11 protein-coding genes are annotated in these 14,116 nt (G+C 61.4%); 6 read left to right on the forward strand and 5 right to left on the reverse strand.

Annotation, left to right across the window (positions count from 1 at the left end):
- Positions 1–3 precede the first annotated feature (3 nt).
- Positions 4–801: a hydroxymethylpyrimidine/phosphomethylpyrimidine kinase gene (locus tag GPL81_RS21170; RefSeq protein ID WP_008052407.1), complete on the reverse strand. Its 798-nt coding sequence runs from the start codon at positions 799–801 to the stop codon at positions 4–6.
- Between the two features lie 391 nt (positions 802–1,192).
- Between GPL81_RS21170 and GPL81_RS21175 the strand changes: the two genes are divergently transcribed.
- The 4 genes from GPL81_RS21175 (at position 1,193) to GPL81_RS21190 (ending at position 7,674) form a co-directional block, all read left to right on the forward strand.
- Positions 1,193–3,577 carry a hybrid sensor histidine kinase/response regulator gene (locus tag GPL81_RS21175; RefSeq protein WP_160108315.1) on the forward strand — a complete coding sequence of 795 codons (2,385 nt, stop codon included), beginning with the start codon at positions 1,193–1,195 and terminating at the stop codon, positions 3,575–3,577.
- A 74-nt stretch (positions 3,578–3,651) separates the two neighbouring features.
- Positions 3,652–5,301 carry an acyl-CoA dehydrogenase family protein gene (locus GPL81_RS21180; protein WP_160108316.1) on the forward strand — a complete coding sequence of 550 codons (1,650 nt, stop codon included), beginning with the start codon at positions 3,652–3,654 and terminating at the stop codon, positions 5,299–5,301.
- A 166-nt stretch (positions 5,302–5,467) separates the two neighbouring features.
- Complete coding sequence (amn, locus tag GPL81_RS21185; protein WP_178122617.1) at positions 5,468–6,967, forward strand: AMP nucleosidase; 1,500 nt, start codon at positions 5,468–5,470, stop codon at positions 6,965–6,967.
- 71 nt (positions 6,968–7,038) lie between these two features.
- On the forward strand, positions 7,039–7,674 hold the full coding sequence (locus tag GPL81_RS21190) for a pseudouridine synthase (RefSeq protein WP_160108317.1): 636 nt from the start codon (positions 7,039–7,041) through the stop codon (positions 7,672–7,674).
- Here the strand turns inward: GPL81_RS21190 and GPL81_RS21195 are convergent.
- On the reverse strand, positions 7,669–7,878 hold the full coding sequence (locus GPL81_RS21195) for a DUF2788 domain-containing protein (RefSeq protein ID WP_046815823.1): 210 nt from the start codon (positions 7,876–7,878) through the stop codon (positions 7,669–7,671). The genes GPL81_RS21190 and GPL81_RS21195 overlap by 6 nt on opposite strands.
- A 212-nt stretch (positions 7,879–8,090) precedes the next feature.
- On the reverse strand, positions 8,091–8,570 hold the full coding sequence (locus GPL81_RS21200; RefSeq protein WP_007937367.1) for an Lrp/AsnC family transcriptional regulator: 480 nt from the start codon (positions 8,568–8,570) through the stop codon (positions 8,091–8,093).
- Positions 8,571–9,005: 435 nt separating this feature from the next.
- Here GPL81_RS21200 and GPL81_RS21205 point away from each other — a divergent pair, with 435 nt between their 5' ends.
- Positions 9,006–10,070: a DUF6515 family protein gene (locus GPL81_RS21205; RefSeq protein ID WP_160108318.1), complete on the forward strand. Its 1,065-nt coding sequence runs from the start codon at positions 9,006–9,008 to the stop codon at positions 10,068–10,070.
- Here the strand turns inward: GPL81_RS21205 and GPL81_RS21210 are convergent.
- Both GPL81_RS21210 and GPL81_RS21215 read right to left on the reverse strand, forming a co-directional pair.
- On the reverse strand, positions 10,055–10,960 hold the full coding sequence (locus GPL81_RS21210) for a cation diffusion facilitator family transporter (protein ID WP_160108319.1): 906 nt from the start codon (positions 10,958–10,960) through the stop codon (positions 10,055–10,057). The two genes, GPL81_RS21205 and GPL81_RS21210, sit on opposite strands and share 16 nt — an antisense overlap.
- Positions 10,961–10,983: 23 nt before the next feature.
- The gene (locus tag GPL81_RS21215) at positions 10,984–11,403 is read right to left on the reverse strand and encodes a polyribonucleotide nucleotidyltransferase (RefSeq protein WP_096514940.1); all 420 of its coding nucleotides are present in this window, start codon (positions 11,401–11,403) and stop codon (positions 10,984–10,986) included.
- A 109-nt stretch (positions 11,404–11,512) separates the two neighbouring features.
- On the opposite strand from GPL81_RS21215, the gene hrpB reads away from it, so the two are divergent.
- Positions 11,513–14,029: an ATP-dependent helicase HrpB gene (gene hrpB / locus GPL81_RS21220; RefSeq protein WP_160108320.1), complete on the forward strand. Its 2,517-nt coding sequence runs from the start codon at positions 11,513–11,515 to the stop codon at positions 14,027–14,029.
- The last annotated feature ends 87 nt before the right edge of the window (positions 14,030–14,116 follow it).

Consider the following 14,116-nt stretch of genomic DNA (forward strand, 5'->3'; position numbering starts at 1 on the left):
GCGTTACGAACAGAAGTCCAGTGGCAGGCGGCGTGGCACGAACTGGCCTTTACCCAGTTGCTCGGCGTCACGCAGGGTGCGCCACGTGTAGTTAAGCGCGGTCTGAACGGCACTGGCGAGGTTTTCACCTTGGGCCAGACGGCCGGCGAGGGCGCTGGCCAGTGTGCAGCCGGAACCGTGATAGCTGCCAGGCAAGCGCTGGCAGGTGTAGGTTTCGCGCAGGCCATCGCGGCTGTAGAGGCGATTGTGGATTTCGGTTTCGTCGCCATGACCGCCGGTGATCAGCAGGTGTTTGACGAATGGCAGGAGTTTTTCAGCGCACTCATCCGCGGTGCCTTCAGGCAGTTCGGCGAGGATCCGGGCTTCGGGAAGGTTGGGGGTGGCGATAATCGACAGGGGCAGCAGGCGTTCGCGCATGGCGTAGCCGACTTCGTCCTTGCCCAGTCGTCCGCCGCCGCCGGCGCGCAACACCGGGTCGCAGACCACTGGCAAATGCGGGTGCGCCGAAAGCAGTTCGACAACGGTGTCGACCATTTCCAGTGAACCGAGCATGCCCAGTTTGACCGCTGCGACTTCAGAGTCGTTGAGCACGGCATTGGCCTGGGCCAGCACCCACTCACGGTCGAGGACGCGGAAATCAGTGACATTGACCGTGTCTTGCACGGTCAGGGCGGTGACGGCCGGAGCCGCATGGCAACCCTGAGCGAGCAGGGCTTCGATATCTGCCTGCAAGCCGGCGCCACCACTTGGGTCGTGGCCGGAGAGACAGAGGACAACGGGGCGAGAGCTGTAGATATTCATGGTGCGCGAGCTTACCACCAGTCGACCGACGAGTCATGACGGTCCCCGTAGGAGCAGCCGGCCGACGCTCGATTGCTCGCGATGGTCGTCAATGATGACGCGGGGTTACGGGATAAACGCGGCGACTATGAGTTCATCGTCGGAACGCCGCCCGGAGCAAGCTCGCTCCTACAGACAGGGGTTTGATCGATCAAACAGCTCTATCTCAATTATCTTCGCTGGAACGCCCGTGCTAGAGCCTTTGTAGGAAAAATTTCAGTAGTGCTCAATGGCCACCAACGGCTATGCTAGAGTGGATCCAAACCAATAACAGGTAACACCGGTTTTACGTCTGCTCAAAGGGAATGGGGGGGCTTCCTGACAGAACCGGACAGGCCACGCTGGGGCATAAATGCGCTATTTGCTGATGTTGCTATTGTGTTTGCCCCTCCTGGCGAACGCCGTCGAATTCGATGAGTTCACTCAAAGCCTCCCCCTGGGCCGAACCTTGCAAGTACTTGAAGACGCCGCTGGTCAGGCGACCATCGCGGATGTGCTTGCTCAAGCGGCGGCCGGCAACTTCAAAGCCCATGACAAAGCCACCCTCAACGCGGGTTACTCGCGTTCGGTGTTCTGGCTGAAAATCGACTTGCAATACCGTCCGACCAACCCGGCGGCGCAGCGTACCTGGCTGCTCGAACTGGCCTATCCGCCCCTCGATCACCTTGATTTGTACTTGCCCGATGCGGCCGGCAACTATCAATTGGTTCGCCAGACCGGCGATGCCTTGCCGTTCGCCAGTCGCGAGATTCGTCAGAATAACTTCCTGTTCAACCTGGATTTCACCCCCGACCAAACACAAACCGTCTATCTGCGCCTGCAGAGCCAGGGCTCGATACAGGCACCGGTCACGCTGTGGTCGAGCACCGCGTACCTCGAAGCACAGCCGGTCAGGCTTTACGTGTTGGGACTGATCTACGGTGTGTTGCTGGGAATGCTGGTTTACAACCTGTTCATCTACCTCAGCGTGCGCGACACCAGCTACCTCTATTACATTTTCTATATCGCCTCGTTCGGTTTGTATCAGCTGTCGGTGAACGGTGCGGCCGTGCAGTACTTCTGGCCGGACAATCCCTGGTGGGCCAACGCGGCGACGCCGTTCTTCATTGGCTGTGCCGGGCTGTTCGGCAGTCAGTTCGCCCGCCGTTTCCTGCAGACGGCCACCCACAGCCGCTGGCTTGACCGTTTATTGTTGGCGTTGGTGGTATTTAGTGCACTGGTGGTCGGGTTATCGCTGATGACCAGTTATGCCCTGGCCCTGCGCCTGGCGACGGCATTGGCGCTGATCTTCACGGTAGTGATTTTTGCCGCGGGCATTTTCGCCTGGCTGCGCGGGCTGCGGGTCGCGCGCTATTTCATCATTGCCTGGTCGGCGTTTTTGCTCGGCGGCATCATCAATACCCTGATGGTGCTGGGTTATCTGCCGAACGTGTTCCTGACCATGTATTCCAGCCAGATCGGTTCGGCCATCGAGGTGGCGCTGCTGTCCCTTGCCCTGGCCGACCGCATCAATGCCATGCGCGAGCAACAGGCACAAACCCTGTTCGACGCGGGACAAAAGCTGGAAGTCCTCAACCAGCAACTGGCGCGCAGTAACCAACTCAAGGACGAATTCCTCGCGACCCTGACCCATGAGCTACGCACGCCCATGAATGGCGTGATCGGCTCGCTGGAACTGATGCAGACCGTTGAAATGGACCCGGAACTGGAGCAATACCAGCAAACGGCCGCGGGTTCGGCGCGGGACATGATGCGCATGGTCAACGGCATCCTCACGCTGACCGAATTGCAGGCCGGCAAGCTCAAGGCTTCCCCATCGACCTTCAGCCTGCGCGGCGTCGTTGAAGCATTGCGCATGCAGTTTGACGGCAATGCTTCCAGCAAGTCGCTGGACTTTAAGGTCGATGTGGCCCCCGGCGTGCCGGATCGCTTGCACGGTGACAGTGCCAAGTTGGCGCAATGCCTGGAATGCCTGCTGGATAACGCGATCAAGTTCACCCGGGTCGGTGGGCTGGCGCTGCGGGTGACCGGCAAAACCGTCAACCCTGATCGAATGGCACTGTCATTCGCGGTGATCGACACCGGTATCGGTTTCACCGATCTGGGTGAAGCGACGATGTATCAGCGATTCTTCCAGCTCGATGGTTCGATGACCCGGGAGTACGGCGGTCTGGGGGTCGGCCTGGCGATTTGCCGGCAACTGGTCGAATTGCTCGGCGGTCGCCTGACGCACCGTTCCGAGCCTGGGCGTGGCAGTCGCTTCCAGCTCGACGTCGAGTTCGAATTCCCGGCGGTCGAGCCCCCGTCAGTGTCCTTCATGACGCGGGACTTCCCACGCCTGCGGCTGCCACAGGATTGCACCGTGCTGTTGGTGGACGACAACAGCATCAATCAATTGGTGATGCGCGGTATGTTGCTGAAGCTCGGGTTCCGGGTGCGCACCGCTGACACCGGTATCGCCGCACTCGACTTCTTGCAGGGTGAGTCCTTTGATGCCGTATTGCTCGATGGTCAGGTGCCGCCGATGGAGGGCGTGTCCGTCTGCTGCCAGATCCGGGAATTGCCAGGTTGTGCCGAGTTGCCGGTGTTCATGATCGCCCAGGGTGTGGATCGAGAGCGCTGTCCCACCGGCGCGCTGATCGATTACCTGAGCAAACCGGTGAAATTCGAAGACTTGCAGGCTGCACTCTATCGGCGGGTGCTCTGTCCGAAGCAGGGCGAAAGCGCCGACAATTAGGCGGATATGACACTTTGATCGGCCAAGGGGCGGTGCTTAACTGAAATCCCTTGGCTGACCAAAGGAGCCCCGTCATGAACCTGCATCAGTTCGCCGAAACCCACGAAGTCACCAACCAGCCGCCTTCACTGGACGGCGCCAACCTGTATCGCATCGACTTGCCATTGCAGGAGTGGTCGCGGCATTTCGGGGCTGGTTGGGCCGAGTCGCGGATCGAGGCTTACGGCGCATTGGCCGGCGGGCCGCTGATGGAAGCGGGATTCCTGGCCAATCAGAACAAACCGGTATTCAACAGTCACGACCGCTATGGTCACCGTATCGACCTGGTGGAGTTTCATCCGGCCTACCACCAACTGATGCGCACGGCGATCGAGCATGGCTTGACCTCGCTGCCTTGGGCTCATCCGCAGGACGGCGCCCATGTCGCCCGCGCGTCCATGACGTATTTGCACAGCCAGGCCGAAGCCGGCAGCGGCTGCCCGTTGACCATGACCTTCGCCAGCGTCCCGGCGATGCGCCTGCAACCGGACCTGGCGGATAAATGGCTGCCGAAGATCCTCGCCACCGAATACGACCCGCGCAATGTCGGCATGGCCCACAAGGCGGGTGTCACCATCGGTATGGCCATGACCGAAAAACAGGGCGGCACCGATGTGCGGGCCAACACCACCAAGGCCTATCCGGTGGGGGCCAGCGGCCCTGGCCAGGCTTATGAACTGGTAGGGCACAAGTGGTTCTGTTCGGCGCCGATGTGCGATGCCTTCCTGACCCTGGCGCAGACGGATAAAGGTTTGACTTGTTTCCTGCTGCCGCGCCATCGGCCGGATGACACGCGCAATCAGTTCTACATCCAGCGCCTGAAGAACAAACTCGGCAACTGCTCCAACGCCTCCAGCGAAGTAGAGTTCCGTGGCGCACTGGCGTGGATGGTCGGGGAAGAAGGCCGAGGCGTTCCGACCATTATCGAGATGGTGGCCATGACCCGTTTCGATTGCATGGTCGGCTCAAGTGCCCTGATGCGCCAGGCACTGACCCAGGCCAGCCATCACTGCGCCCATCGCAGGGTCGGCGGAAAATTGCTCAGCGAACAACCCTTGATGCAAAACGTACTGGCCGACCTGGCGCTGGAAAGCGAAGCGGCGCTGGCCTTGAGCCTGCGCATGGGGCGCGCGCTGGATCATCTGGATGATTCGCAGGAAGCGAAATTCGCCCGACTGGTGACCGCCGTAGGCAAGTACTGGATCTGCAAACGAGCGCCGGCCATGATCAATGAAGCCGCCGAATGCATGGGCGGTGCCGGTTATGTGGAGGACAGCATCCTGCCAAGGCTTTACCGCGAGGCTCCGGTGAATTCAACGTGGGAGGGCTCCGGCAATGTGCAATGCCTCGACGTGCTGCGGGCCCTGTCGAAGGAGCCGGGTGTGCTGGATGCGTTGTTCAACGAATTGGGTGACGGCCATGGTGACAAGCGCCTGACTGCGCATATCAATCAATTGCAGGCGGCGTTCAAGGACACCAGCGACATTCAGTACCGGGCGCGGCAATTGACTGAAGACGTTGCCCTTGGGCTTCAGGCGAAGCTGTTGCTGGAGGCCGGCAATGCAGTGGTGAGTGATGCGTTTATTGCCAGTCGTCTGAATGGCGGTGGCCGGGTTTACGGGGCGTTGCCGCGTGGGCTGGACGTCGAAGCGATCGTCGCCCGCTCCACCCCGCAAGGCTTCTGAATGACACCGACTAACTGTAGGAGTGAGCCTGCTCGCGATAGCGGTGTTTCAGCCACATTGATGTTGAATGTGCCACCGCATTCGCGAGCAGGCTCACTCCTACAATTGATCTTTAGTGAATCCAGTATTTGTGTAACTGTTCCCGTGAGGCGTCGATGCAGGCAAGATGAAACCCTGCAAGTCAGAACACAGGATGCTGATCGTGACCGAAGCTTTTATTGTCGTTCAAACCGCCGAGCAAGCCGTGGACCGGCTTGCGCTCTTGCACCATCGTGCAACCACCGCGTTGAGTCAGGCGCTCAAACGCTATCTCAAGGATCGCGTCGAGCCAGACGCCGAGCAGCGGGCGATGTTTCGTTATCCCGAACTGCGCCTGACCTATCACTGCCAGGGCGAAGTCCCGCAGACCACCCGTGCCTACGCCAAGGTCCAGTTGCCGGGCACCTACAGCGTCACTGTCACTCATCCCTCGGCTTTCCGTAAGTACCTGCTGGAACAGTTGGTGCCGCTGATGCACGACTTCACCGTGACCGTGGAAGTCGGTGTCAGTGAGCAGAACATTCCTTATCCGTACGTGGTCGAGCAGGGCGATGAGCTGGCCGGCTCCGGCGTCACCGCCGCCGTGCTGGCGCGGGTATTCCCCAGTACCGACCTGTCGGCAGCGAGCGACGGCATTGCCGATGGCCTCTACGATTGGGAAAACACCGATCCGCTGCCGCTGGCGCTTTTCGACGCGGCACGGGTGGATTTCTCCCTGCGTCGGTTGGTGCATTACACCGGCAGTGACTGGCGTCATGTACAGCCGTGGATCCTGCTGACCAACTATCACCGTTACGTCGACCAGTTCATCGTCCACGGGCTGGAGCAGTTGCGCAGCGACCCGCGTTTCGTGCGCATGGTGTTGCCGGGCAACGTGATCATTGAAAAGGGCATGGATCACGGCGAGGCCTCGGCGATCGCCGCCGGTGTAGTCTGGCACCGTTACCAGATGCCGGCCTATCACCTGATCGCCAGCGACGGTCACGGCGTGACGCTGGTGAACATCGGCGTGGGTCCGTCCAACGCCAAGAACATCACCGATCACCTGGCGGTGCTGCGTCCGCATTGCTGGCTGATGATCGGCCATTGCGGCGGCTTGCGTCAGTCGCAGACCATCGGCGACTACGTGCTGGCTCACGCTTACATGCGCCGCGACGGGATTCTCGACCGGGTGGTGCCACCCAACATTCCGATACCGGCCCTGGCCGAGGTGCAGCTTGCGCTTCAGCAGGCGGCGGCCAACATCACCGGCGAGAAGGGCGACGAACTGAAGAAGCGCCTGCGCACCGGCACCGTGCTGACCTACGATGACCGCAACTGGGAACTGCGCTGGGCCCAGGAGCGTCCATTGATCAATCTGTCCCGCGCCGTGGCGGTGGACATGGAAAGCGGCACCATCGCCGCGCAAGGTTATCGCTTGCGAGTGCCTTACGGCACATTGCTCTGCGTATCGGACAAACCGCTGCACAGCGAAATCAAGTTGCCGGGTTCGGCCAACGCCTTCTATGAGCGCGCGGTCAGCCAGCACCTGAAAATCGGTATTGAAGCGGTGGATCTTTTGCGCACCGAACTCAACTCGCTGCACTCGCGCAAACTGCGCAGTTTCGACGAGCCGCCGTTCCGCTAACGGTTGTCATGGTCATTTGATGGTCAGGCCACTAGCATAGTGAGCCCTGACCGTTAGATGCGCCCTTTGCCATGTCCCGTCCCCAACGTCCCGTTTCCCGCCATCCCGGCGCGAAGCCTCCTTCTTCAGCCCCGCGTCGTGTCGCCAAGGCGCCACCGGCCGAGCCGAAGCTGATCCTGTTCAACAAGCCGTTCGATGTGCTGACGCAATTCAGCGACGGCGAGGGGCGTGCGACGCTCAAGGATTTCATCGAGATTCCCGGAATTTATCCGGCAGGGCGACTGGACCGCGACAGCGAGGGATTGTTGCTGTTGACCAACGATGGTCAGTTGCAGGCGCGAATCGCCGACCCGAAACACAAACTGGCCAAGACCTATTGGGTACAGGTCGAGGGCGAGCCGAGCGCCGATCAGTTGCAGCGTTTGCGTGACGGTGTCGAATTGAATGACGGCATGACCTTGCCCGCCGAGGCGCGGCAACTGGAGGAGCCCGCGTTGTGGCCGCGCAATCCGCCGGTACGCTTTCGCAAAAGCGTGCCGACGAGTTGGCTGGAACTGGTGATTCGCGAAGGCCGGAATCGGCAGGTGCGGCGCATGACGGCGGCGGTCGGGTTGCCGACGTTGCGGCTGGTGCGGGTCAGGATCGGCGACTGGACCCTCGAAGGGCTCGATCAGGGCCAGTGGAAGGAAGTGCCGGCGCGTTTATAACGTGCCGGTTTCGATCAGGCCGATCACCACGCTTTTGATCACAAATGCAGCGACACCCAGCCCGAGCACGAAGAACAGGATGAAGGAACCAAAGCGGCCGGCCTTGGACTTCTTCGCCAGATCCCAGACGATGAAACCCATGAAAATGATCAGGATGCTGACAAGTCCAGTCATCATCCACTCTTCGAATACTGCAGGATCCATCGGACATCTCCAGCGCGGGCGGGGCTAAAAGGGCGCTGGAGTATAAGGCATGACGGTTACGCGCAGTGCGGGCCTGCGGCGGTGTGTCGCAGCTATTCGTCGCTTGTGCTGGCCTCTTCGCTGGCAAGCCAGCTCCCACAGGTTCTGCGTCAGCCGCAATATGGCGATCAACACAAAACCCTGTAGGAGCTGGCTTGCCAGCGAAGGCGTCCTCAGCTACGCAGATGAGTCAGCGGCAACTCGGTGCTGTTCAACACCTGGTTCAACACAAAACTCGACCGCACACTGGTCACCCCTTCAATCCGCGTCAGGTGCCCCAGCAGCAGCTTCTGATAGTGGTCCATGTCCGGTACCACGACCTTGAGCTGATAGTCCGCATCCATTCCGGTCACCAGGCTGCATTCCAGCACTTGCGGCAAGGTGCGAATGGCGGCTTCGAAGTTCTCGAAACGCTCCGGGGTGTGTCGATCCATGCCGATCAGCACATAGGCGGTCAGGCTCAGGCCGAGCATCTTGCGGTCGAGCAGTGCGACCTGGCGGGAAATGTAACCGTCGTCTTCCAACTGCTTGACCCGACGGGAGCAGGGTGAAGGCGACAGGCCGATACGTTCGGCCAGCTCCTGATTGGAGATGCGCGCATCGCGCTGCAATTCAGCCAAAATGCTCAGGTCGTAACGGTCGAGTTTGCTCATCAAACGGTCCCTTGTCGTATCTATTGCGGAAGATTATCTATCCATGGTTAAAAATTGCGCAAGTAATGTTTATTTCAGCAATCTTCGCAATCCTCTGCCGGCCCTCCGAGCCTATTCTTATCACCAGAATCACTGCTCGGACAAACAGTCCAGTGCGGCTCGCCCAAACAGGCCAGCTGCGGTCGCCACCCCCACAGGGGATGTGCCGGCCCCCGAGCTACACACTGTCCAGAAGACGGCGTGAGGTGAGCCGACGTCAAAAGCGTCGAGCACGGACGAAGTTCTCAAGGGGAGGCCGACGGGTCTCCCCTTTTTCTTGCCTGGAATTTGGCATCGGCCCTCAATAAAAAAGTTGCGCGACTGATAACCTGTTGCAGAACCGGCCTTGGCTTTCCCAGTCTTACATACAGGCCCTAACCCGCAGTGAGGAAAAGCATGAAGTCGCGCATCTGGCGTTTGGCCGGTGTTGGTTTGCTGTGTGTCAGTGTCACTGCGCAATCGCTGGCCGATGAGCCGCAGAGCCGGGGCCCCGAAGGCGGGCAGCACGGGGAACATCAGGGCAACAATCAGGGCCATGGCGGCAATAATCAGCCGCATCCGCAGAATAATGGTCAGCAACAAAACCAGCCGCACCAGCAGAACAACGACATCATTCGTGGCGACAACAGCCGCCAGTTCGAGCACAACGGCCAGCACCAGAACGGCGGCCAATGGCAGAGCCGTCCACAGCCCGATTTCAACAGCCCGGTTCGGCCGCCACCGCCACCGCCGCAACTGCCCGCCAATGACTTGCCGATCCAGGGCCGGCCAGACACCGTGCAACAGACTCAACAGCCGCGACGTGGTTACTATCAGGACGAGCCGCGACGCAACGATCCCAACCAGCACTGGAACGGTTACATAGGCGCCCCGACCAACGACAATCATTGGCAAGGTCGCCCGACTGGGCATGGCAATGGTTGGGGGCCCGGGCCGCAGTATCGGCCGGGTCATGTGATCGACCGCTTCCCGGAACGCAACGATCGCGTGCCTTACCGTGGCATGGATTACTACTATTCCGGCGGTTACTGGTATCGCCCATTGGGCCCACGCTATGTGGTGGTCGAACCGCCGCGCGGGATTCGGGTCCGCTATTTGCCGGATTACGCTGAGCAAGTCTTGATCGGCGGATCAGTGCTGTTCCTCGCGGCCGGTTCGTACTACGCGTATCAGGAAAGCACTCAGGATTACGAAGTGGTCGAGCCACCGCTTGGCACTATGCAGCCGCAACAGCAGCCACAACCGGCCAGCAACGGTTATGACGTAGTGGCGTATCCGGCCAACGGGCAGTCGCAGGATCAGGTCAATCGGGATGGCTATGAGTGCTATCAATACGCGGTGCAGCAGAGTGGCTTCGACCCGCGAACCGCGACCTATCAACCGGACCCGTCGGTTGTACAAACCTACCGCCAGGCACAGGGCAATTGCCTGAGCAGTCGCGGCTATCAGGTGAGTTTCTGAGCCTTGGCAGCTTTCACCACTTCCTGCGGGTCGGCGTGCACCAGCACTTCGGCCCGCGGATAGGCGGCGTGAATCGCATCGGCGGCTTGATCGCTGATGCCATGGGCGACTGACAAGGTCAGTTCACCGGGTAATTCCAGGTGCAATTGTACGAACCACTGACTGCCGGAAATCCGCGTGCGCAAGTCATGTGCACCTAAAACGCCCGGTACGCTGCAGGCCAGCTCCAGCATGTGCTGGCTGACATCCGGCGGCAACTCTTCATCCATCAACACCGCAAAGCTCTCCCGGGCGATCTGCACTGCGCTCCAGAGGATGTAGGCGGCAATCCCCAGGCCGAACCAGGCATCGACCTGATGCCAGCCAAGCCCGGCCAGCACCAGCGCCACCAGAATGCTGCCGTTGAGCAACATGTCCGAGCGGTAATGCAGGGAGTCGGCGCGCACCGCGTTGGAGCCGGTGGCCTTGACCACCCGATGCTGCAACATCAGCAGCGCCAGGGTCAGGCCCAGCGAGAACACAATCACCCCAATGCTGATCCACGGCGCGCCCACCGGTTCCGGATGTTTGAGCCGATCGATGGCCTGCAACGCAATCAGCACCGCACTACCGCCAATGAACAACGCTTGCGCCATACCGGCCAGCGACTCAGCCTTGCCATGGCCGTAGCGATGATCGTCATCGGCCGGGCGCAGGGCGTAGTGCACGGCCAGCAGGTTGAGCAGCGATGTCACGCCGTCGAGTGCCGAGTCGGTCAACCCGGCGAGCATGCTCACCGAACCGCTCAACCACCAGGCGATGGCTTTGGCGACGATCAGCGTGCAGGCCACTGCCACCGAGGCACGGGTCGCCAGCCGCAGCAGGCGGGCGTGTTCGGAGCTGGAGATCATAGGTGCGGCTTTTCCTTACGCGATTATGCGGCCGGTTGCAGGCCCAGCAAGGCCAGTTGCTGGGTGCTGCCCTTGTGCTGGATCAGGCGTGGGTCGTCCAGCGGGAAGCTGCGGCCCAGTTCACGCTCCAGAATAGTCTGCAACTTGTGGTTATCGACTTTGCCGTCGGCACCGATGGCTTCCTTGAGTTTTTCCGGGGCCACTTGGGCGTGTTCGCCGGGTGCGAAGTAAATCGCGCCAGTGGCGAAGTCCACGGCAAACGCGATCAGGCCGGGGATGATGTAGAACAGCAGGCCCACGGCATCGAGCACGGCGATGGCGGGGTCGATCTTGCCGTCGATCTGACCGCGGCGATCGGGGTAGAAAATCGAACCGCACGCGGTGACCTGGGTCAGCAGGGTCGCGATCAATACACCGCCAATCAGGCGAAAGGGAACACGCATATGAAATCTCCTTGGTCATCTCAAAACGAAGCATCGTCGGTATGAATTAAGACCGCAACGAACACTGCGCAGTTCGCCGTTATACTCGCCGCTCTGTTTGGGAGCCAGCATGATTTCTTTGCCGATCGATGAAGTTTTACCCGCCCTGCGTGAAGCCCTCGCTACACGCCACGAAGCCGTGCTCGAAGCACCGCCCGGTGCCGGTAAAACCACCCGTGTGCCCCTGGCCTTGCTCGATGAGCCATGGCTGGCCGGGCAAACCATCCTGATGCTTGAACCGCGACGCCTGGCCGCGCGGGCGGCGGCGGAACGGTTGGCCAGTGAACTGGGGGAGAAGGTCGGCGAAACCGTGGGTTATCGCATTCGGCTGGACAGCAAGGTTGGCCCCAACACCCGGATCGAAGTCGTCACCGAAGGCATCCTTACCCGGCGCTTGCAGGACGACCCGGCGCTGGAAGGCGTAGGTTTGCTGATCTTCGACGAATTCCACGAACGCAGCCTCGACGCCGATCTGGCATTGGCCCTGAGCCTGAATGGCCGGGAACTGTTTCGTGATGACCAGCCGCTGAAAATCCTGTTGATGTCGGCGACCCTGGAAGGCGAGCGCCTGGCCGGGTTGCTCGACGATGCGCCGATCCTGCGCAGCGAAGGTCGCATGTACCCGGTGGCGATGCGTTGGGGCCGGCCGTTTCAGGCAGGGGAATACATCGAGCCGCGACTGGTGCAGACCGTGCTCGAAGCCTTGAACGATGAAACCGGCAGCGTCCTGGTGTTCCTGCCGGGGCAGGCGGAAATCCGGCGCGTCCATCAGCAATTGGCCGATGCGCTGGGTGATAACTCGCAGATTTTGCTCTGCCCGCTGCACGGTGAATTGGACCTGGCCGCGCAACGCGCAGCGATTGATCCGGCGCCGCATGGCAAACGCAAAGTGGTGCTGGCGACCAACATCGCCGAAACCAGCCTCACCATCAACGGTGTGCGGGTGGTGATCGACGCCGGGCTGGCGCGGGTGCCGCGTTTCGATCCCGGCAGCGGCATGACCCGTCTCGACACGCAACGGATTTCCAGGGCCAGCGCCACCCAGCGCGCGGGCCGTGCCGGGCGACTGGAGCCTGGCGTGTGTTATCGCTTGTGGTCGCAGGATCAGCACGAACAACTGGCAGCGTACGGCAGTGCGGAAATTCTCTCGGCAGACCTCGCAGGACTGGCCTTGCAGCTCGGCCGCTGGGGTGTGACGCCCGGGCAGTTGGTCTGGCTCGATGTGCCACCGACCGCCGCGTATGCACAGGCGCAGGATCTGCTCGAACGCCTGGGCGCGTTGGACGGCGAGACATTGACCCGTCACGGCCAGGCCATGGCCGAACTGCCGGCGCATCCGCGCATCGCCCATTTGCTGTTGCGCGGGCAGGCGCTGGGGCTGGCGGACATGGCCTGCGACGTCGCGGCGTTGCTCGGCGAGCGCGATATCCTGCGCGGCGCCGGCGCGGATCTGCACGGCCGGCTGGTGTTGTTGTCCGGCGAAGAGCGGGCCGCTCGCGGTGCCCAGGGCGGCGTGCAACGGGCCCGGCAACTGGCGCGGCAGTATCGCGGTTATCTGCGCGGCAAAGCGACAGAACCCGTCAGCGACCCCGATCATCCGCGCTGGCTCGGCGCTTTGCTGGCGCTGGCCTATCCCGACCGCGTCGCCCAGCAACGCCGTGCCGGTGGCGCCGAGTATCGCCTGGCCAACGGACGCGCCGCGTTGTTCGCCGAAGCCGACAGCCTGATGAAACAGCCATGGCTGGTGATCGCTGACCTCGGCAGTCGTCAGGGCCAGCGTGAAGAACGAATTTATCTGGCGGCGGATTTCGATCCGGCGCTGTTCGACTCGGTGCTGGCCGAGCAGGTGCGCTGCGTCGATCAGCTGGACTGGGACGAACGCGAAGGCGTGCTGCGCGCTGAACGCCAACGCAAGGTCGGCGAGTTGATCCTCAGCCGCGAACCGCTGACCGGCCTCGACGAAACCGCCCGCAGCCAGGCACTGGTCAATCTGGTGCGACGCAAAGGTCTGGAGCTGTTGCCGTGGACCCCGGAACTGCGTCAATGGCAGGCGCGGGTGGCGTTATTGCGCCAGCTGGACCTGAGCAGCAAAGGCGACAGCGAGTGGCCGGATGTCAGCGACGCCGCGCTGCTCAAAACCCTCGAACACTGGCTGATGCCGTACCTGGGCAAGGTCTCGCGGCTCAGCCATTTCGCCAATCTCGACCTGTCGAGCATTGTCCATAACCTGCTGCCATGGCCACTGCCGCAACGACTCGACGAACTGGCACCGCATCACCTGAGCGTGCCGTCCGGTTCATCAATTCGACTGGACTACAGCGAGCAGCCACCGATTCTGGCGGTGCGCTTGCAGGAGCTGTTCGGCCTGGCAGAAACCCCGCGCATCGCCGGCGGCCGGCAAGTGGTCAAGTTGCACCTGCTGTCGCCGGCGCGACGGCCGGTGCAGGTGACACAGGACCTGGCGAACTTCTGGCGCAGCACTTACGCCGAGGTGAAAAAGGACCTTAAGGGCCGTTATCCGAAACATTACTGGCCCGATGACCCGTTGGTGGCTGAAGCTACCGCCCGCATCAAACCACGCAAATAACAAAAAACTGTAGGAGCGAGCTCTGCTCGCGATGGACGCCAACGATAACGCTGGAAACCTGACACCCCGCGGCGTTCTCGGGTTCAT

This window comes from Pseudomonas izuensis, from assembly GCF_009861505.1.
Lineage (GTDB): Bacteria > Pseudomonadota > Gammaproteobacteria > Pseudomonadales > Pseudomonadaceae > Aquipseudomonas > Aquipseudomonas izuensis.